The sequence below is a fragment of the Nostoc sp. genome, from assembly GCF_036917815.1.
Classification (GTDB): domain Bacteria; phylum Cyanobacteriota; class Cyanobacteriia; order Cyanobacteriales; family Nostocaceae; genus Nostoc.
Window position 1 is genome coordinate 41,169 of record NZ_JBALEK010000042.1, and the last position, 20,746, is coordinate 61,914.

The 20,746-nt window shown below is 43.7% G+C and carries 13 protein-coding genes; 6 read left to right on the forward strand and 7 right to left on the reverse strand.

Annotation, left to right across the window (positions count from 1 at the left end; all coding sequences use genetic code 11):
* Positions 1-107: 107 nt before the first annotated feature.
* From argH to V7K97_RS12375, 3 genes are all read left to right on the forward strand, one after another.
* Positions 108-1,505 (forward strand): argininosuccinate lyase, encoded by a 1,398-nt coding sequence (argH, locus tag V7K97_RS12365; RefSeq protein WP_334801259.1) that lies wholly within the window; start codon positions 108-110, stop codon positions 1,503-1,505.
* A gap of 916 nt (positions 1,506-2,421) precedes the next feature.
* Positions 2,422-2,916: an NUDIX hydrolase gene (locus V7K97_RS12370; protein ID WP_334801260.1), complete on the forward strand. Its 495-nt coding sequence runs from the start codon at positions 2,422-2,424 to the stop codon at positions 2,914-2,916.
* A 195-nt stretch (positions 2,917-3,111) separates the two neighbouring features.
* Positions 3,112-3,954, forward strand: coding sequence for an alpha/beta fold hydrolase (locus V7K97_RS12375; RefSeq protein ID WP_334801262.1), 843 nt, complete (start codon positions 3,112-3,114; stop codon positions 3,952-3,954).
* On the opposite strand, the gene V7K97_RS12380 is transcribed toward V7K97_RS12375, so the two are convergent.
* Genes V7K97_RS12380 through V7K97_RS12390 form a run of 3 tightly spaced genes read right to left on the reverse strand, consistent with a single transcriptional unit; the run spans position 3,946 to position 5,771 of the window.
* Complete coding sequence (locus V7K97_RS12380; RefSeq protein ID WP_334801263.1) at positions 3,946-4,293, reverse strand: hypothetical protein; 348 nt, start codon at positions 4,291-4,293, stop codon at positions 3,946-3,948. The two genes, V7K97_RS12375 and V7K97_RS12380, sit on opposite strands and share 9 nt — an antisense overlap.
* A complete protein-coding gene (locus tag V7K97_RS12385) occupies positions 4,281-4,850 on the reverse strand; it encodes an RNA-guided endonuclease InsQ/TnpB family protein (protein ID WP_334801264.1) in 570 nt (189 codons plus the stop codon). The genes V7K97_RS12380 and V7K97_RS12385 overlap by 13 nt, the downstream gene beginning before the upstream one ends.
* Entirely contained in the window at positions 4,851-5,771 is a 921-nt protein-coding gene (locus V7K97_RS12390; RefSeq protein ID WP_334801265.1) for a pantothenate kinase, read from the reverse strand. It abuts the gene before it with no gap.
* A gap of 109 nt (positions 5,772-5,880) precedes the next feature.
* Here V7K97_RS12390 and V7K97_RS12395 point away from each other — a divergent pair, with 109 nt between their 5' ends.
* Together V7K97_RS12395 and V7K97_RS12400 are read left to right on the forward strand one after the other, a co-directional pair.
* Positions 5,881-7,605 carry a diflavin flavoprotein gene (locus V7K97_RS12395; protein ID WP_334801266.1) on the forward strand — a complete coding sequence of 575 codons (1,725 nt, stop codon included), beginning with the start codon at positions 5,881-5,883 and terminating at the stop codon, positions 7,603-7,605.
* 152 nt (positions 7,606-7,757) lie between these two features.
* Positions 7,758-9,470: a diflavin flavoprotein gene (locus V7K97_RS12400; protein ID WP_334801267.1), complete on the forward strand. Its 1,713-nt coding sequence runs from the start codon at positions 7,758-7,760 to the stop codon at positions 9,468-9,470.
* Positions 9,471-9,731: 261 nt separating this feature from the next.
* On the opposite strand, the gene V7K97_RS12405 is transcribed toward V7K97_RS12400, so the two are convergent.
* The 3 genes from V7K97_RS12405 to V7K97_RS12415 form a co-directional block, all read right to left on the reverse strand.
* Positions 9,732-11,678, reverse strand: a complete 1,947-nt coding sequence (locus V7K97_RS12405; protein WP_334801268.1) for an amino acid transporter — start codon at positions 11,676-11,678, stop codon at positions 9,732-9,734.
* Positions 11,679-12,427: 749 nt separating this feature from the next.
* Positions 12,428-13,195 carry a DsbA family protein gene (locus V7K97_RS12410; RefSeq protein ID WP_334801270.1) on the reverse strand — a complete coding sequence of 256 codons (768 nt, stop codon included), beginning with the start codon at positions 13,193-13,195 and terminating at the stop codon, positions 12,428-12,430.
* 47 nt (positions 13,196-13,242) lie between these two features.
* On the reverse strand, positions 13,243-14,124 hold the full coding sequence (locus V7K97_RS12415; protein WP_334801271.1) for a 4-hydroxybenzoate solanesyltransferase: 882 nt from the start codon (positions 14,122-14,124) through the stop codon (positions 13,243-13,245).
* 379 nt (positions 14,125-14,503) lie between these two features.
* Between V7K97_RS12415 and V7K97_RS12420 the strand changes: the two genes are divergently transcribed.
* Entirely contained in the window at positions 14,504-16,162 is a 1,659-nt protein-coding gene (locus tag V7K97_RS12420; protein WP_334801272.1) for a Ppx/GppA phosphatase family protein, read from the forward strand.
* 530 nt (positions 16,163-16,692) lie between these two features.
* On the opposite strand, the gene V7K97_RS12425 is transcribed toward V7K97_RS12420, so the two are convergent.
* Positions 16,693-20,637 carry a DUF2157 domain-containing protein gene (locus tag V7K97_RS12425; protein ID WP_334801274.1) on the reverse strand — a complete coding sequence of 1,315 codons (3,945 nt, stop codon included), beginning with the start codon at positions 20,635-20,637 and terminating at the stop codon, positions 16,693-16,695.
* Positions 20,638-20,746: the final 109 nt, after the last annotated feature.

A 20,746-nucleotide genomic window follows, 5' to 3' on the forward strand; every position in this document is an offset into this window, starting at 1 on the left:
TTTAGGGGGGAGTGGGGAGTAGGAAATCAGGAAAATTGTCTTCCTCTCTTCCTAAAACATTACTCCCCATTCCCCACTCCCCACTCCCCACTCCTTTCATAATATTTATGACCAAAGAAGAAACTTGGAGCCAGCGATTTGAATCAGCGTTGCATCCAGCGATCGCGCGTTTTAATGCCAGTATCGGTTTTGATATTGAATTAATCGAATATGACCTGACTGGTTCTCAAGCTCATGCCAAAATGCTTGCTCACACGGGCATCATCTCCCCAGAAGAAGGAGAGAAACTGGTTGCAGGTTTAGAACAGATTCGCCAAGAGTACCGCCAGGGAAAATTTCAGCCTGGTGTCGATGCTGAAGATGTGCATTTTGCAGTTGAAGGGCGATTGACGGAAATTGTCGGCGATGTGGGTAAAAAGCTGCATACGGCGCGATCGCGTAATGACCAAGTTGGCACCGACACTAGACTCTACCTCCGCGACCAAATCCAACAAATCAAAAGCGAATTGCGAGAATTTCAAGGTGTTTTACTGGATATAGCCGAAAAGCACGTTGAAACCCTAATTCCTGGCTATACACACCTGCAACGCGCCCAACCCCTGAGTTTAGCTCACCACCTCTTGGCATACTTTCAAATGGCGCAGCGCGACTGGGAACGCTTAGGAGATGTTTCTCGCCGCGTGAATATCTCACCTTTGGGGTGTGGTGCTTTAGCGGGAACTACTTTCCCCATCGATCGCCACTACACAGCCAAACTGTTGAATTTTGACGATATTTATGCTAACAGTCTCGATGGAGTGAGCGATCGCGATTTTGCGATCGAATTCTTGTGTGCTGCTAGCTTGATCATGGTTCACCTCAGCCGTCTTGCAGAAGAAGTTATTCTTTGGTCATCAGAAGAATTCCGCTTTGTCACCCTCAAAGATAGCTGCGCTACAGGTTCCAGCATCATGCCCCAAAAGAAAAACCCCGATGTGCCAGAATTGGTGCGGGGAAAAACGGGGCGGGTATTTGGTCATCTCCAGGCAATGTTAGTGATTATGAAGGGGCTACCCCTGGCATATAACAAAGACTTACAAGAAGATAAAGAAGGTTTATTTGATAGCGTTAAGACAGTCAAAGCCTCGCTAGAAGCGATGACGATTTTGCTCAGAGAAGGTTTGGAATTTCGTACCCAGCGCTTGGCTCAAGCAGTGACAGAAGATTTTTCTAATGCTACCGATGTAGCAGATTATCTGGCAGCACGGGGCGTTCCTTTCCGAGAAGCGTATAACCTCGTGGGTAAAGTAGTCAAAACTAGTATTGCCGCAGGTAAACTCCTGAAAGATTTGAAATTGTCAGAGTGGCAAGAACTACATCCAGCATTTGCAGCAGATATTTATGAGGCCATATCCCCCCGTCAAGTTGTGTCAGCCCGCAACAGTTACGGTGGTACTGGCTTTGTACAGGTAAGAAAAGCACTCATAACTGCCCGCGCTCAAATTGGAGTGGGGACTGGGGACTAGGGACTGGGGAGGTAATAAACAATGCCCAATGCCCCATTCCCAACAATAAATAAGGGCGCACATTTTTTGTACGCCCTAAAAACTAAATAATCAAAATAACAAAGATTTAGGCAGGCAGCTTATTCAGTGTCAGCTGCTGCTGCGCCTTCTTCTTCTTCACTCTTTGGTGGTCTTTGTTGGAACCTTCTCTGCATTCTTCCTGTCGTAGTCCGTTTACGAAACTTTCTGGCATACGCCTGGTTCCGTAGCGCCTTTTCTTTTTTCGGGTTACGGCGCTTGGCCATGTTCACCTCATTAATAAACAACAAAAAAACTAACAACTAGGCATCACGTAGGCAATATCAGCTACCAATGTTATTGATATACTTGTAGCCTAGTGCAGCAATAAATACGCTTTAAACAGTGTACTAGTCTACCGCATTCAACCTTGTTATGTCAAGAAAATTTATAATTATCCCTGACCAAAAATACCTTGTGTTAGATTCAAATCTATCAAAGTAGGTATAAGTTAGCTAACTAGTTGTTTTTATTGGAACAAACCAATCAATATTCTCAAGAACTACGTGGCGGTCTCAAACCCCGCTTAATTTTCAATTGTGAATTCTGGATTTTAACTTATTATTCAGATTAATTTCTTGAATATGTGCTGAAAAACTATTAGTGATAGCTGGTTTGGGCAAGGCTAATGTTAGTTATAAACTGAAAAGTCTTCTGATTTAACAAATTTTATGTATATTTAAGTACAGTGCTTCTGTTGAAACTTGATGTTAGAATTAATAATATTCTACGTAAATCGTGAGAATAAAATCTCAACCCACAAGCATTTTTTGTATAAAAAAAACTCAACAAAAATTTTATTAGTTGAGTGTATGTAAGTGGTAGGGAACCATAGAATACAACACATAAATTTTGAAGATTGAACGTTATTGCTTTTTTTCCGGCAGCTGTCGAGTCCACACGTAACTTATGGCGTATTGGACAAACAGTATTGGGTATCATATTTCGTCATCCCATTACTGGCACTAGTATCATCCCAATTTTACCCGATGGCCGGATAGTTCTAATCCGGCGGCGCGACAATGGTCTTTGGGGATTACCTGGAGGGATAGTGGATTGGGGAGAAGATATTCCCAATACAGTCCGCCGGGAGTTGATAGAGGAAACGGGGCTAGAATTGCTGAAAATTAACCGTTTGGTAGGAGTTTACTCTGCACCGGACCGCGATCCCAGAATCCATTCAATTTGTATTGTGGTTGAAGCCGATGTACATGGGACAATGGAAACTAAGGATACTTTAGAAGTTATGGAAATCCAAGCTTTCTCTCCCAGTTTGCTACCTTCAGAAAAGATGTCTCACGACCATACTCGGCAGTTGCAAGATTACTTAAATGGCTTGACAACATTGGCATAACAATATTTAGTCATTAGTCCTTTGTCCTTTGCCGCCAAAGTTATGATTTAAGGAAGCCCTCTTCTCTATGAGAGGCTGCGCCAAGGAGACGCTAAACGAACGGCTCCCACTTCTCTTTTTGTAATTTGTCCAAAACTAATTAATAATGACTAATGACTATTTATTATGATGCTACAAGTTAACTACTAAATTAAGATGGATATACTATTCCGTAACTCCCGAAGAAAGCTCTCTCAAGGGCTATTATTCTGGCGTGAAGTCGGTGAAAACACTCCTATAATTTTTTTACACGGTGCTTGGAATGAGAGCAGTCAATGGTTATCTGTGATGGAGTCCCTTGCACAAGATTTTCATTGTTTTGCACCTGATTTATTAGGCTTTGGTGAATCAGAGAATCCGAATATCCACCATTCGATAGATTTACAAGTTGAGTGTCTAGCTGAGTTTTTGCAAGCTGTAAAGCTAGAAAAAGTATATTTAGTAGGGCATTCTCTTGGAGGTTGGATTGCTACTAGCTATGCTTTAAAGTATCCAGATAAAGTTGATGGTGTGGTACTGCTAGCACCGGAGGGTGTAGAGATAGCAGGACAAGAAGAGTATTGCCGGAAGATGCGGCGATTATTGAATTATCCACCACTAATAGTTAAATTGTTGCGATCGCTAATTCCCTTAACTAAAATCCTGGGTTGGCATGAAAAAATTGCCCAGGACTTGCAGTTACGTCAGGATGTGTCGCGTTACCCTATAGCTTGTCAGTTACTTTTTAAACGGCGACAAGTAGAAATTGATGCGGAATTAGTGCAAAAGCGGCTTTATATGATAGATGTCCCAGTTTTTATTTTACAAGGTGGCCAAGATACACCAGATGCTTTAGCCAAGAGTCGGGTTTATGCTCAACTGATGCCGAAAGTTGAGTTAAAAATCATTGCCCATGCTGGAAATGACTTACCAGAATCTTGTGCTGGAGTTGTGGCAATGGAGATTGGGGAGTTTATTAAAACTATCTTAAAAAGCCATAATTTAAACGAATTAAACTAGCTCATTCAGAGTTTGCAGCCAATCCAATACACATATTCCTTGGCTCTCAAACGGTGATATGTGTTTTAAGTTTGTTGTCATAACTATGACCTGAGCAAAACTCTTCAATTGGAGAATTGCTTGAGCAGCAAGAATTACATCACCATCCAAGCTTTCATTGCTTGCTGTAGGTTTGCTCTGGTTTCTGACCCATGCCCATAATTCGGCTGCTTTTCGCATCGTTTCGGGAGTCAGTGGTATGAGACAAGTTGGACTAAGTTTGTTGAGGCGGTCTATACTTTTTTGTTTTCCTTGTCTCAATAGTTCACGCCGAAGTTCATAATCGGCTATTTTTGGCACACGTATAACAGTATTGCAGTTTTATAATGAAAGTCTTTACGCTGATTGGCAACTTTTAAATGAGTTTTCGCAACAGGTTTAATAGCCTTCTTGCGACGATTTGACCCCTTGTTTTTTCGAGATAAATGACGTTGCAGCCGCTTCAGCTTCTTCTCGCTTTTACGGTAATGTTGGGGAATTTCTATTTCTTGGTTGTCACTCGTTACCAAAAATGATTTCAGCCCCATATCAATACCCACAGTGTTGTCAGATGTGGGGATAACGTCAGATGTGACGCTAGGCACAGTTACATCTTCTAAGCTAAGACTGATGTAATAGCCGTCAGCAATACGTGTAATCGTGGCAGTTTTGATTTTAAATCCCTCTGGAATGGGACGGTGCAAAATCATTTTCAGTTTGCCAATTTTGGGCAACTGAATAAACTTACCCGTAAGGTGTTCTGGTTTGATAGGGTCGGGAAACGCCAAGGAATGATATGGGTAAACTTCTCTGTTAATTTTATTCCATCGGTGCCTTAATCTGTCTGCTTGTTTTGCGATCGCCCCAATATTTTCCATTTACTCATCACCCATAACAATTTCCCGTATTCCCCAAAAAATTAAATTTGGTTCCACAATCAAATATGCTGCTATTTCAGGATATAAAGCTTGTAGATAGTTAATTAATAAAGTGCGATCGCCCCCTTTAATTGCAATATTACCATCAGGAAATAAATCCCACCATGCCTCAATAAAATCTTTAATTCCAGCTATTAATGTGTAAATCACTCCACTTTGAATTGCCTCTGTTGTATTCAGGGCAAAACGTGGTGGTGGAAACGCCAAATTTTGTGTCTCTACAAATGGTAATTGTCCTGTTTGTTGACCGAGAGTTGCAAATTGCAAGCCTAATCCCGGCAGAATTGCACCTCCAACTAGACACTCATTAGCATCGGCAGCCGTAAAAGTTAGCGCTGTCCCAGCATCAATTACCAACATTGGAAAACCCCACGTTTTCCCCGCACCCCACAAAGCTAAAGCCCGGTCAATTCCTAATGTGGGATACACGCCTTTTAGTGGTATTTGGTCTAAGGTAATAATGCGAATATTTGGGTAACTTTGCCAAATAGCAGTTTGGCTGGGAACTACAGAGGCGACGAGGAGAGGACACAGGGGCAGAGTGTTTGTTAGATAGGACTTACGCAAAAAGGCAGTGAAAGCCTTGATTTCCCGTAGGGGCAATTCATGAATTGCCCCTACATTTCGTACTTGATGCGTAAGTTCTATTAGAGATTCACTTTGTGGAAAAATTTTTTCTAGTAAATCATTCAGGGTTTGACATTCAGCCAACTGTTGTATAACAGACTCTGGTAGATAGTCGGTATCCCAAGCTGAATAAAACGTCTCGCCAATAAACAACGCCCAATGTAGCCGAGAGTTCCCAATTTCCAAAGCTAGCCAAATATTATCTGTGTGTTCTGGGTGCTTATGCGGTTTCACACTTTTAACTTTTTTAAGTCAGTTATAGGTTTTTTAATAAAAATTAACATTCAAGCCGTGTAACAATAAAAGAAGAGGAAGAAATACTCATTGTGTCAAGGAGGGAGTTATGGTAGCACTCACCGAAAAAACTGAAAAACGGCTCACCATACAGACTGTGGAAATTGCTCAAGAGACGACGACTATTCGCTCTTTAGATTGGGATCGCGATCGCTTCGATATTGAGTTTGGTCTGCAAAACGGTACCACCTATAACTCGTTTCTCATCCGTGGGCAGCAGACTGCTTTAGTTGATACCTCTCACGAAAAGTTTCGTCAACTATATTTTGATACGCTCACCGGACTAATCAAGCCAACAGATATTGATTATTTGATTATCAGCCATACCGAGCCAGACCATAGCGGTTTAGTTAAAGATTTGCTGCAAATGGCTCCAGAAATTACCGTTGTCGGTTCTAAGGTGGCGATTCAGTTTCTTGAGGATTTTGTACATCAGCCATTTAAACGGCGGATTGTGAAAAATGGCGATCGCTTAGATTTGGGCAATGGGCATGAATTTGAATTTGTGATTGCTCCAAATTTACATTGGCCAGATACCATTTTCAGCTTCGACCACAAAACCAAAATTCTCTACACCTGCGATGCTTTTGGGCTGCATTACTGCTCAGATAGCACCTTTGATGAAGACTTGCCGGCGATCGAAGAAGACTTTCATTACTACTACGATTGCTTGATGGGACCGAATGCACGCTCAGTTTTGTCTGCCCTGAAGCGGATGGCGGAACTGAAAACCATCGGCATGATTGCCACAGGACACGGGCCATTATTATCTCACAATGTTGAGGAATTAGTTGGACGTTACCGCAGTTGGAGCCAAACCCAAGCAAAACCAGAGACAGTGATTGGCATATTTTACGTTTCCGAATACGGATATAGCGATCGCCTCGCCCAAGCAATTGCCAATGGTATCAGCAAAACTGGTGTCGCCGTGGAAATTGTCGATTTGGGTTCGGAAGTCGATTTACAAGAGCTGCGGGAACTAGTTGGACGCTGTGCTGGAATAATCGTTGGTCTACCTCCGGCTTCTGGGACTGCGAGCATCCAAGCTGCACTCAGCACAGTTTTAGGATCTGCTAAAGAAAAGCAAGCTATCGGCGTATTTGAAACCGGTGGTGGCGATGATGAGCCGATAGATCCTTTAGTGAGTAAATTCCGTAATTTGGGTTTGACAACAGTTTTTCCAGCGATTCGGATTAAACAAACACCCACAGAAAACACTTACAAGTTGTGTGAAGAAGCGGGTACAGACTTAGCTCAATGGGTAACACGCGATCGCACTATCAAAGCCATGAAATCCATTGGTGCTGACTTAGATAAAGCACTAGGCAGACTTAGCGGCGGACTGTATATTATTACTGCGAAAAAAGGCGATGTTTCCAGTGCTATGCTAGCCTCATGGGTTGCTCAAGCTAGCTTTAAACCCTTGGGATTTTCCATTGCAGTCGCCAAAGATCGGGCAATTGAATCACTCATGCAAGTAGGCGATCGCTTTGTTCTTAACATTTTAGAAGAAGGCAATTTCCAACCACTCATGAAACACTTTTTGAAACGTTTCGCCCCTGGTGCTGATCGCTTTGAAGGCGTGAGAACTCAGTCAGCCGAAAATGGTGCGCCGATCCTCAACGATGCCCTCGCCTATATGGAGTGCGAAGTCATGAGTAGAATGGATTGCGGCGATCATTGGGCAGTATACAGCACAGTCTACGCCGGACGGGTTTCTAAGCCAGAAGCTTTGACTGCTGTGCATCATCGTAAAGTTGGAAACCATTATTAAGAGAGGGAGTGGGGAGTAGGGAGTGGTGTTTCCTACTTCTTGTTCCCCATTACCCCAAAAGCCATGTCGGAAAGCATTATTAAAAAAGTGAATAGGAAGTGGTGATTCCTACTTCTTATTCCCCACTCCCCACTCCCTATTCCCTACTCCCCATGTCAAAAAATAAACCCCGTGATGTTCAAGTTTATCCAATAGCTACAGATACAAGAATACTGCGATCGCGCAGTTGGTCAAGGCTCAGATTTGAAATTGAATATGCTCTTGCTAAGGGTACAACTGCTAATTCTTATTTAATCGAAAGCGATAAAACCGCCATTATCGATCCTCCAGGGGAAACGTTTACGGAAATTTATTTAGAAGCGTTACAGCAGCGTTTCCATCTCGAAGACTTAGATTATGTAATTTTGGGACACGTAAACCCCAACCGCGCTGCAACTTTAAAAGCAATGTTTACAATTGCCCCACAAATCACCTTTGTTTGTTCTAATCCAGGGGCGAAAAATTTACGGGGGGCGCTGGAAAATCCAGATTTGCAAATTCTTGTGATGCGGGGCGAAGAAACTCTAGATTTGGGTAACGGACATAATTTACAATTTATTCCTACTCCCAATCCCCGCTATGCAGATCAACTTTGCACCTACGATCCCCAAACAGAAGTTTTGTACTCAGATAAGTTATTTGGTGCCCATGTTTGTGGAGATCAGGTATTTGATGAAGGTTGGGAAGTATATAACGAGGATCGGCGCTATTATTTTGATTGCCTCATGGCTCCCCACGCCCGTCAAGTGGAAACAGCGCTGGATAAACTTGTCGATTTTCCCGTGAGAATGTATGCCACTGGGCACGGCCCTTTGGTGCGCTATGGCTTAATCGAGCTTACCAAAGCTTACCGAGAATGGAGTCAACAGCAAACATCTGCTGACTTGACAGTAGCGTTGATTTATGCATCAGCTTATGGAAATACGGCAACATTAGCCCAAGCGATCGCTCGTGGCATTACAAAAGCTGGCGTTGCTGTAGAATCAATTAACTGTGAATTTACTGAACCAGAAGAAATCCGGGCGGCGGTGGAAAAATCGGCTGGTTTCATCATCGGTTCTCCTACCCTCGGCGGTCATGCACCCACACCTGTACAAACAGCTTTAGGAATTGTGCTATCCACCGCTACTAATAATAAACTTGCTGGTGCTTTTGGTTCCTTTGGCTGGAGTGGGGAAGCGGTTGATTTAATTGAAAGTAAATTAAAAGATGCTGGCTATCGGTTTGGTTTTGATACCATCCGCGTCAAATTCAAACCCGACGATGCCACCTTACAATTGTGTGAAGAAGCTGGAACCGACTTTGCCCAAGCACTGAAAAAAGCTCGAAAAGTGCGATCGCCAAGTCTTCCTGCAACTACTGTAGAACAAGCAGTTGGGCGGATTGTGGGTTCTCTTTGCGTTCTCACCGCCAAAGAAGGCGATCGCTCCAGTGCCATGTTAGCTTCTTGGGTAGCTCAGGCCAGCTTTAATCCGCCTGGTTTAACCATCGCTGTTGCCAAAGACCGCGCAGTAGAAACACTGACCCATACAGGAAACAAATTTGTCCTCAATATTCTTAAAGAAGGGAATCATTTGGGATTGATGAAGCACTTCCTCAAACCTTTTGGCCCTGGACAAGACCGATTTGCTGATGTTGCCGCCCAAGAAACTGAAAGCGGTTCTCCCATACTTACCGATGCCCTAGCATATCTCGAATGTTCCGTACAAAACCGGATGGAATCTGGCGACCATTGGCTGGTTTATGCAACTGTTGAGAGTGGCAAAGTGCTAGATACTGATGGCGTTACAGCTGTGCATCATCGCAAGTCGGCAACTCATTATTAAAGCCATTTACCAAGTTAAATTTTGTTTATACGAAACCCCGTTGAAAACCCTTGAAGATGTAGCTTGTAGCGTGGCGGAAAGCTACATCTGTGATTCAAAGCCTCTCTCCTTTTAAAAGGAGAGAGGAATGGAAGTGAGGTCAAAGTGTATTGCTTCCATTCGAGAACCGTTATAGTGTATTTTTCATAACCAATTCATGTTATGGACTACTAGTTTCGGGTGGGCTTTTCCCACCCAGTTCGGAAAATTAGACCTTCTAACTCAACCCCCAACATGAATACCAGGACGTAGATGGGGATTCTTTTCAGCCCGACGGAGTACTTCACGGGTGACTACAGCAATGTCACCTTCACCAAACAAGATAAAACGCAGTAAGTATTGTATGGGGTTTCCTTCAACCCAACCGAAGTAAGCATGGGGAATTTTACCTGTTTGATCGCGAATATAAAGTAGTAAAGCGGCGATCGCATTGGGGACTGCTGCACTTTCAGCCCGGAGGATGCGATAATCACCAACTTGTACCCCTTTTACTACGATTACATCGGCAAATTCCGAAGCATCTGATACATGAACCTCTAGAAACAGAATTGGATCGTTAGGTGGAATATGGTTATCCTCGCGTACCTCTTTCTCTTTTAAAAGATACTCTAGGGCATCGCCCGTATTCAACCGGTTTGCAATCAGTCGTATTGCTCCCTGGCTCTCTTCAGCCAGGAATTGGGCAGCAACTTCGTCAAGTTCGATCCGCTCTGCTCGCAGTTCTGTTGAACGCCAAACACGAGAAACCAGCGAGGTAAAAATGATCGCACCGATAAAGAACCCAGCGATCTTAATCCCTTCTGGTCTTTCGATAATATTGACAACAGTAGTATATAAAAATAACAGTGTGATAATTGCAAAGATGAATCTTGCCCGCTTCTCTCGGTGACGGTGGGCTGATAAGGTGACAGCAAAGGCGGCTGAGGTGATCAACACAAGCACACCAGTTGCATAAGCCCCACCTTGGGCTTCCACACTTGCTTTGAAGATAATTGTGACAACAAAAGCGATCGTTGTGTAGACTAACACTAAAGGTCGCGTTACTCGTGCCCAATTGGGTGCCATGCCATAGCGTGGTAGGTAGCGAGGCACGATATTTAGCAACCCTGCCATTGCAGATGCACCTGCAAACCACAAAATGGAAATAGTACTTAAATCGTAAATTGTACCAAAGCCATTCCCTAAATATAGATGTGCTAAATAAGCAAGGGCCCGTCCGTTGGCTTTGCCCCCAGATGCAAATTCTGCCGTTGGAATCAGTAGAATAGTTATAAAGCTGGTGGTAAGCAAAAAGAAGCTCATAATCAGAGCCGCAGAGGTGAGTAGCTTCCGTGTATTCCGAATTCGCCCTCCGGGATGCTGTGGGGTGTTGCGGGTGCTGCCTTTTACCAGGGGCATAACAGTAACACCAGTCTCAAAACCTGATAATCCCAGCGCTAGCTTAGGGAATATGAGAAGAGCGATGCCGATTAGGATCAAAGGATTGGAATGGCGTGCAAAAAGTGCAGTTTGCCAGTTAGCGATCGCTTCTGGGTGAGTTAGGATGTGATACAGACCCACACTAACGACAATGGAGTTTAAGAGTAGATAAACTCCCACCAAAACTACTGCAATCCCAATTGCTTCTCGGAAACCTCTCAAGAAAACTGCGCCTAGTAATGTAACTAATATCAGAGTGATGGCGATCGTCTGATTGTGAAGCCAAATTGGGGTTAGGGGATTTTCGATGATATGGGCTGTGGCATCAGCCGCCGACAAAGTAATAGTAATAATAAAGTCAGTTGCCACAAAGCCGAGCAAGCATAGCACCAGTAATTTACCTTGCCACCAGGGGAGCAAACGCTCTAACATGGCGATCGACCCTTCACCATGAGGGCTTTCGGCAGCAATGCGCCGATAGATTGGCAATGCTCCAAAGAGCGTCAGCAAAACCAGAATCAGGGTAGCTATAGGAGAAAGAGCGCCAGCCGCCAGTGCTGCAATCCCAGGTTGATAGCCAAGGGTCGAAAAATAATCTACACCAGTCAAGCACATTACCTGCCACCAAGAATGTTGGCGATGTGGTTCTTCCTTGCGGTAAGGCCCTTTCTTCTCTCGTCGGTCTTCTTCAAGCAACCAGTGGATTAACTGGCTACCGAGCCGTTCTGTTGAAACAATTGATTTAGCCATCAAATACGGTTGTGTTGCAAAGGTCGGCTTTGTGGTTTACGAAAATTTTGAACTACAAAGATATAGCACTATTATTGTAGGTTAAGCATCCTGTCCGATTTACAAAATATATAGTAGCTAGATTGTAGTATTCTGGCGTATCAAGTTCAATTGCAGATTTTAGTATGAAAAGAATCAATACTGTATCCGTATATTTTGGGATTAAATCTTTCGCACCCTTAGCATCTTCAAGCTGCATCAGTTCTCAAAAGAGAGCGCTCGATTTCCAATACTGTTCGGTTTGGCAAGCTTAAAATAGTGCATTAGATGTAGGTTGGGTGGAGCGGAGCGCAACCCAACAGATATCAGGATGTTGGTCAGGATGTTGGGTTACGCAAAGCCTCCACCCAACCTACTGCATCAGTTCTCAAAAGAGAGCGCTCGATTTCCCATTGTTTTCTCGTTCATAATGTTCTGTATGCGAATAGCTGCTGACGGAGCAATTAATGAACATTGGTGTGAACATGAAGCTGAAATCTTGTGACTGTATGAGTTTTGCCCTCACCCCCAGCCCCTCTCCCATTTTTGGGAGAGGGGAGTAAATTATCTAGTTCCCCTTCTCCCATAAATGGGAGAAGGGGTTAGGGGATGAGGGCAATTCTGGAACCCTTTCTCTTACCTGACTTCTACATTAAGTTGACACTAAATGATTAATTAATTGTCCCTACAAGTCTTATTAATTAAGATGGTAGTTGGATTGACACCGTGCTTTACTTAGCATCAGCCAATATGCTGTTGACATCTGATAACTGAACCACTCCTGAAAAATTTGGACTATTAATTACAAAGAAAGGTGTGCCAGAAACAGCCAATTTATCAGCTAGCTGGATATCTTTAGTAATTGCAGGAGTGGCAAGAGTTAGATCGCGTTTAAATTTACCCAAATCCAGATTCAGTCTTTTAGCAATATCTAAATATAACGCTTCACCTAGTTGCTTTTGATTAGTAAATAGCGCATCATGATATTGCCAAAATTTGCCCTGTTGATGTGCCGCCCAAGCTGCTGTGGCTGCTGGTAATGCTTCAGGATGAATTGAAGTTAGCGGCAGATTCTTGTAAACTAATCTGAGTTTATCTGGATATTTTGCTAACAGTTCTTTCAAAGTCTTATGCGCCTCAGCACAATAGGGGCATTGAAAATCTGAAAATTCTATTAGCACAGTTTTTGATTTAGTTGAACCTGTGGTGGGAGACTCACCAATCACTGTTTGAGGATTCGTTTTTAACTCCTCTAAAAATGCTTGTTGTGCTTGTTTGATTTTCTGTTGTTGTTGCTGCTGATAAGCTTGAACAGATTCAACAATTGCCTCTGGGTGTTCCCGGATAATTTGTAATACTTGCTGTTCTAACTGCGGGTCAATGGTGCTGACAGCTTGTGCCGAAAATGACCAGGTGAGAACCAAACAGAGTAGACCTATTGCTGCCCAAGTACGCATATACTGAAGTAATGCAGTAAACCAATCAAAAAATGTACCCATACAAAAACTCTTAAATACTTCTTCAAGGGGATTCTATGCTTTTTCTATTAAAAAGATCCAGCAATCATCCCAGCAAGTAAAATAAAACCAATCCACACATTTTGCCGGAACATCTCACCATAAACAGGGTTAGGTAAGTCTTGCTTTCTTAATCGCAGAGACTGCCAAACCCATCCGATAGTAGCAACTGCAAGGCTAATCCAGAAGGCTAAGTGCAGATGTATAACTACGCCTAACCAAGACAATAACAAGATTGTGCCAGCAAAGAAAATTCCAATAGCTACAGGGGCATAATTCCCAAAAAATAGGGCGCTAGAATTAACACCAATGCGGCGATCGTCTTCCTTGTCGCTCATTGCATAAACTGTATCAAATCCTAATGTCCACAAAACAGTGGCACCCCAAAGTAACCAAGTTGGTTGAGAGATGGTTTGTGTGACTGCACTCCAGCTAATCAATACCCCAAAACCCCAAGCGATGGAAAGCACCAGCTGCGGTACAGGAAACACTCGTTTTGCACCTGGATAAAGCAGAATTACAGGCACGGCTGCCACACATAACCAGAAACTCAGGGGGTTAAGATAAAATGCCAGGATTGCTGCACATGCTAGGGAGACGATCGCAACTCCAATGCCAACTTTCACAGATAAGGCACGAGAAGCGAGGGGGCGATCGCGTGTTCTCTCCACTTCTGGATCAATATCCCGATCCCACAAATCATTGACAACACACCCCGCCGCACTTGTGGCCAGAGTACCTAATATAATCACACCAACCAGAGGTAAAGGCGGTTTCCCAGAAGCGGCCAAAAACACTGCCCAAAGTGCAGGAATCATTAAAATTAACCGTCCTTCTGGTTTATGCCAGCGCAAAAGCCGGATAATTACAAGCAAAACTGGTTCTTGGGGGCGTTTTGGTGTGGTTAACATAGTACTGGGGATTGGGGATTGGGGATTGGGGATTGGGGATTGGGGATTGGGGATTGGGAATACTCTTTCCTACTCCCTACTCCCTACTCCCCAATCCCTAGTTCACACATCTTTACATTTATAGAATAACGTTATTTGTTATTTGTAAAAAGATAACCGAAAGTGGCAACTTTAAATACCTTTAAATAGTCACTAGGTTAGAAACAGTAGGGTGAATATACTTAGCTCAGTTACCCTCAACCAAACTGAGTTCTGAGTGCTGACTACTTTTTAATTTACTCAGCACTCAATTTGAGCAAGTATGTTGCAACAAATATTAGTGCCAGCTACTCCGACATACCACCGTTTGCCATCATTTCTTATAAAGAGAGAAAACTAGATGCTGAATTTAGTAGCTTCGGCTAGCTGGGAGAGTGTTACAACTCAACCACCTAACCAACATCGGATTATTGCTGCCATTGACTTGGGAACAAATTCTCTACACATGGTAGTAGTGAAGATTGACCCCACACTACCAGCTTTCAGTATTATTGCCAGAGAAAAAGAAACCGTGAGACTTGGCGATCGCAATCTGACTACAGGGGAACTCAAACCGGAGATAATTAAAAAGGCGATCGCTGCTTTAGGACGCTTCCAAGAAGTTGCCAAAACTATCAATGCTGAAACAATCATTGCTGTAGCAACTAGTGCTGTACGGGAAGCCCCCAATGGTAAAGATTTTTTGCAGATGGTAGAAACGGAGTTGGGTTTAAGCGTTGACTTGATTTCTGGTCAAGAAGAAGCGCGACGAATCTATCTTGGCGTGCTGTCGGGGATGGAATTTAACAACCAACCCCATATCATTGTTGATATTGGCGGTGGTTCCACAGAAATAATTTTGGGCGACAGTAACGAACCCCGTACTCTTACCAGTACAAAAGTTGGTGCAGTGCGACTCACTAGCGAGTTAATTACAAGCGACCCCATCAGCAACACTGAGTTTCAATACCTGCAAGCTTATGCACGCGGTATGTTGGAACGTTCTGTAGAAGAAGTGTTAGCAAACCTAGAGTTTGGGGAATCTCCGCGTTTGGTGGGTACGGCTGGCACAATTGAAACCCTGGCGATGATTCATGCACGAGAAAAGTCGGGTGTTATCCCTTCCACTCTCAATGGCTACCAATTTAGCCTTAAAGACTTGGGAGAGTTGGTAAATCGCTTGCGGAAACTGAGTAACTCAGAAACGGCTGAGATCCCCGGTATGCCAGACAAGCGCGCTGAAGTTATACTTGCTGGGGCAGTAATATTACAGGAAGCAATGACCCTCTTGGGTAGTGAATCGGTAACGGTTTGTGAGCGTTCTTTGAGGGAAGGCGTAATCGTAGACTGGATGCTAACCCACGGTTTAATTGAAGATAAGCTACGCTACCAAAGTTCAGTTCGGGAACGGAATGTTCTCAAACTCGCTAATAAGTACCACGTTAACTTAGGATATAGCGATCGCGTTGCCAAATTTGCCGAGAGTTTATTTGACCAAACTCAAGGTACTTTACACCACTGGGGAGCCAATGAGCGACAACTGCTGTGGGCAGCTACAATATTACATAATTGCGGTCATTATGTCAGCCATTCATCTCACCACAAGCACTCTTACTATCTAATTCGCAATGGTGAATTGCTCGGTTATACAGAAACCGATATTGAAATCATTGCCAATTTAGCGCGTTATCATCGCAAATCGCCGCCTAAGAAAAAACATGAAAATTACCAGAATTTGCTGACTAAAGAGCAACGACAAATAGTTAGTCAATTGAGTGCAATTCTCAGATTAGCAGTGGCATTAGATCGACGACAAATTGGTGCGATCGCTCAAGTACAATGTGAGTATTATCCACAATTGAGACAATGTAATCTGCTAATTTTCCCATCTCAACCTGATGATGATTGTGCTTTAGAAATGTGGAGTTTAGATTATAAAAAAGGAGTATTTGAGGAAGAATTTGGAGTGAAATTAGTAGCGAGTTTAGAAAAAAAGTCTAGCGCTGCTAACTTTTCTTAGAAGGTAGGGTGCGTTAACGCATTGTAAAGCACCTGTAAATACAGCAGATTTCCAGTTGGGAAGGGGTATATAGCGCAATACAGTTCAGTTAAGCATTTTCTCCTTCTCTCTGCGTTCTCTGTGCCTCTGCGGTTCGTTAAAAAAATTAACCTTCCCAAAGAGTTTTAGCCTTAACCCAAGCGTATTGGTATATAGCGGTTCTCGCTTGGATGTAATACATTTTGATCTCTCTCCTAAGAGGCTACGGTGTACACACAAGTCCTAAAAACCTAGCTTGGTAAGACTTTCTTCGTTCCTCGTTCCCAGTCTCCGACTGGGAATGCATTCATTGAGTCTCTGACTCAATGCCAGACTGGAGGCAGCAGCCCCAAGGAGGGGCATTCCCATGCAGAGCATGGGAACGAGATAAACGAGAGAATAATGGAAAATCAAGCTTTTTTCGACTTGTGTGTACACCGTAGGTGTCGGGAAGGGGGTTAGATCAATCGTTAGCTTTTCCACATAACGTGAAAAGTCAGACTTAATTACCCCTATTGCCATGATTGAAATTCATCAATGGCGCTACGAATTAAGGAAGTTATTTGAGCGCGACGGGTTTCAAAGTTGGCGGCAATATAAATCAGGAGGATGCCAACTAGCAAGCCAACAACCCATTTTAAAAAGGAGTACTGCAAGCTGAAAATTACCGATTGATAGATTGTAGTGATTAAAAAAGTGGCTGTACCAATGTAGAGAAAAGCCCGCACTCGCAAAGCTAATCCGGCAAAAATGGCGATCAGGCTGAAAATTCCTGGTATCCAGGGTGTATTTTGATGAAATAAAATTGCCCACCCACAAATTAAACCACTACCTAGCACTCTCAGAATATGACGAGGGGCTTTATACTCTGGTAGCTTCAGTTGGGTATCTACTTGAGCAATATAAAGCAGTGACAACCCAATGGGTGTGACATACCACAAAGCATCATTTAGATGTAAGGAATCAAACCAACGGTAAAGCGCCCAATCAATCAACGCCACACTAATATAGGTGAAACGGATGTTTTCGGCCACCTTTGCAAGAAAGATGTAAAATCCAGCTGCAAGTACCAAGGTGATGGGGTAAGTTTGCAGTCTGGTTTCCCATAAAATTATCAGTGGTATGATGTAGGCGGCTTGCTGCCAAGGTCTTTTAGACCAACCCCAACTTTCCCAAGGTAGGATGTAGAGAAAATAGGCTACCACACAAGCGATCGCACCATTCCACGGAACTAATGGCCCAGCCCAAAATTGTCCCACTGCTGTCTCGCGCCAATAAACCCTCATGCCGGCTACCTCTAATAAGCCAAGGTAAACCCACATTTCTCCGATTGTGATTCCTCCGAAAATGCTGGGGGAAGTCCGCGAATTTCGTCCCTGAAAGATGGCATAGCGAATCAAAAATACTCCTGTTCCCAATCCCACCAAACGGTTAACTCCAATGGGAAGAGGAATGGCAGCCATTAATAAACAGCTACTCCAAACCCAGTGAATATGAGCAATTCTTTTCAGTTCTTGGGGAGTCAGGCGTAAGTAGCTGACTAGCCTTGGAGACAAGATGCGGTAAGCATACATGATACTGCCACCAAGGGCAGACATGGCAATCAATCCATCACCTAATGCTCCTCCTGAAGCTTGTGACATCTGATAAAACAAAAGCTCATAAGCAGAAATGGATACGCCAATGATTCCTAAGTACAGTAGGGGTTTAAAGTTCTCACGCCGTCGCCCCACGCCAATGATAATTAAAGCTACACCTAATGAATACAACCCTGTCCACTCGGTGAAGGTGCTCAAACGCAGCAATACACTGAATGCAGCATAAATTAAGGGCAAAATATGAAAACTGCTAGGAAGCCTTTCTAATTGATGTCGTCGTCGCCACCACTCACCGACTAGTTGAGCGATTAAACCTAAAGCGATATTGGCGATCGCAATTTTAACAGTTGAGCGTTCCCCAAATCCCAACACCTCGGCAGTCAACAATTCCAAACACCAACCGATGCCATAAAATGCCCAATTTGTCGGTTGTCGCCAACTCCGATAAACAATAGCTGTCAAGGTGATAGCAGTGGCAGTTAAATACAAAAATCCAGAAGTAATAAACCCTGAGTAAATCAGTATTGAGTGCAGTGTCAAACAAAACAATTCCAAACCACACAAGGCGATCGCCCATTTATTACTGGCGGCTGCATAGATAACTGCTAATTCGTTAGCGCGTCGGCTCAAAACTGTCCGCGCTAACCATAGACTTAAGGTGGCGATCGCTCCGACGACAAACCAACCTCCTATTGCTAGGTGAGGTAAAGCAGGCACACCATTCCACAGCAACGCCCCAATGAAACTCAGAGCAAATCCTTCTGTAATTACCGCAGATGTTTGGTTTCGCAAATAGCGCGTATTTGCAAACATCAATCCGGCACCCACGGCTAAACCGATTAATCTGGTTCCTGGTAGCTGTAAAGTCAGTAGCTGGGCAACTCCCACAGCCAAGACACTCAAGTAACGGCTAGTAATCCGACGCTCTATAATTGTGCAATTGGCAACACCCGTGAGAGCTAAAGGCGTAACTAGCCATAAAACTCCCCAATTGGCTTGGCTATCAGCTATGCCATACCAAGATGATTCTGCATTCATCCACAATAGAAAGAAACTAGCGGCGGCTAGTCCTAAACCGATGTCCCATGCACTACGTCGCCATAAACCTTCCTTGAGGCTAAATCCCCATTCTGCAACCATCAGAGCTAATAAAATACTTGCCCAGGCTTGTTGACTCCGGCTTGGTGAGAGCCAGTTAATGGTAGAGCAAAATGTCAGCACCCCCATGATATGAGTTAAATATACCAGGGGAAGGGATGAGGGGGAGCGGCGTTGAGTGACGAATACCAGAGTGGTGGTGGAAAATAGCAGATTTAGCGATCGCAATGTCGGATTTACTAGAGCGATCGTGGTTAAAAAAGCTCCAAATAAGAGGGTGAGGAATTCGCCAAATTTAGCTAATTCTCGCTTTTGGCTGCGATACAAGCTATCTGTGAGCGCCACCATCAAAATTATGTAGGGAAATAAAGCTATACCCAGCAAAGCCCAAGGTTCATTTTGAGAATTGGTGAGTTGGGTGCCAGTTGCGATCGCTAATTTTTGTAAGTTATCAGGTACTAATCGCCAACCTAACCAAATCGTCTGTAAGCCAATGACGAAAACTGCTGCGAAGTCTACCTTGAAACTGTACCGCCATAAGCGACTTCCCACAAACCACAAACCCAAACCACTCACAGCGATCGCTTGCCAGGGATAATTTACTACCGATACCAGCCAACCCAGAAAGATTAAAATTGCACCGAGTCTTTCCCAGAGGAAGAGGGATGAGGGGGATGAGGGAGATATTATTGTTACTTCTTCTGCTTCCCTTGCTCCCTGCCCCCTGCCCCCTGCTCCCCCTGCCTGTTGCGCTAACCAAGTCACCAACCAGCCGCAAATACCGATGGCTAACCCCAACTGTGTGACATCTACCTTGGCAACAAAAATCGCCCGCACTAACAGCACTATCAACGCATAAATAATTACAGTGCCAGGTAAAGTAATACTTAATTTATGGCGATTGCTTGCATCTTCCCCACTCACAGTCTGAGGCTGTTGGTAAAGATTGTGATAAACAGTAATGATAGTTGTGCCGATCATTGCCACATAAACAGCAATCAAGGGAAATCGTGGGATTTGCCAACCCCAATGCAGATAACTTAGCCCCAGAATATTTGCTAGAGGTAATTTGCCAGTATGTAAATTGGCAAAAATAGTCCGATTTTTGGAGAGTAAAACAGTTATAGCAGTGAGGGTAGGCCAAGCGATCGCAACTACAATCCAATCCACAGGATTATGCCACAACCGAAAGCTATCCATCGCCCAAAAGTTCACTGGCACCAACAAAAGGGTGACAATCAGCAATGTCTGAGCCGTCAATATGAGATTATTTTGCCTAATCGCCCAAAAGCTTAATCCCCAGAAACTCAAAGTATAAGCAAATAAAACCCCATACTGTCCAGAGGCGGGAAACCTCTGCCACTGACTAGCAGCCAGTACCCCAGAGGACACCACCACCAGAAATACCCCTAAAAAAAGCAGCCAACGCACACTCAGTTCTGCCCCCAAGGACTGCAACATTGTACTGATCAAGTTAGGTTTAGCTGGTTTTTGTTGCGGTTGTCTAAGACTACTAGATTCTAAAGCTGCTATGGATAACTCCTGCACGGAGTCATAAGTTGCAAATACTACCTTTGTCTTCGCTTCCGGCTGGGGTTCTAACACCACCGCACACACCAGAAATTCTCGGCATAGCTGCCTGACTTGGGCATCAGATATCAAACCTAAGCGCAGCCATATATCTAGTCCTTCTAATAACTGAGGATGAGAGGATGGCAATCTGATTTCAAATTTTAGCGGGCGCTCAAGGGGCGATGACATAAGTGGCGAAAGTATAGCTATATACTTTGCAGATTTAATTAAAGTATATTTTGGCTTTAATTGTGCCACTTATTAGGCTAATTAATATTAATTTTTAACCAACGAGGGA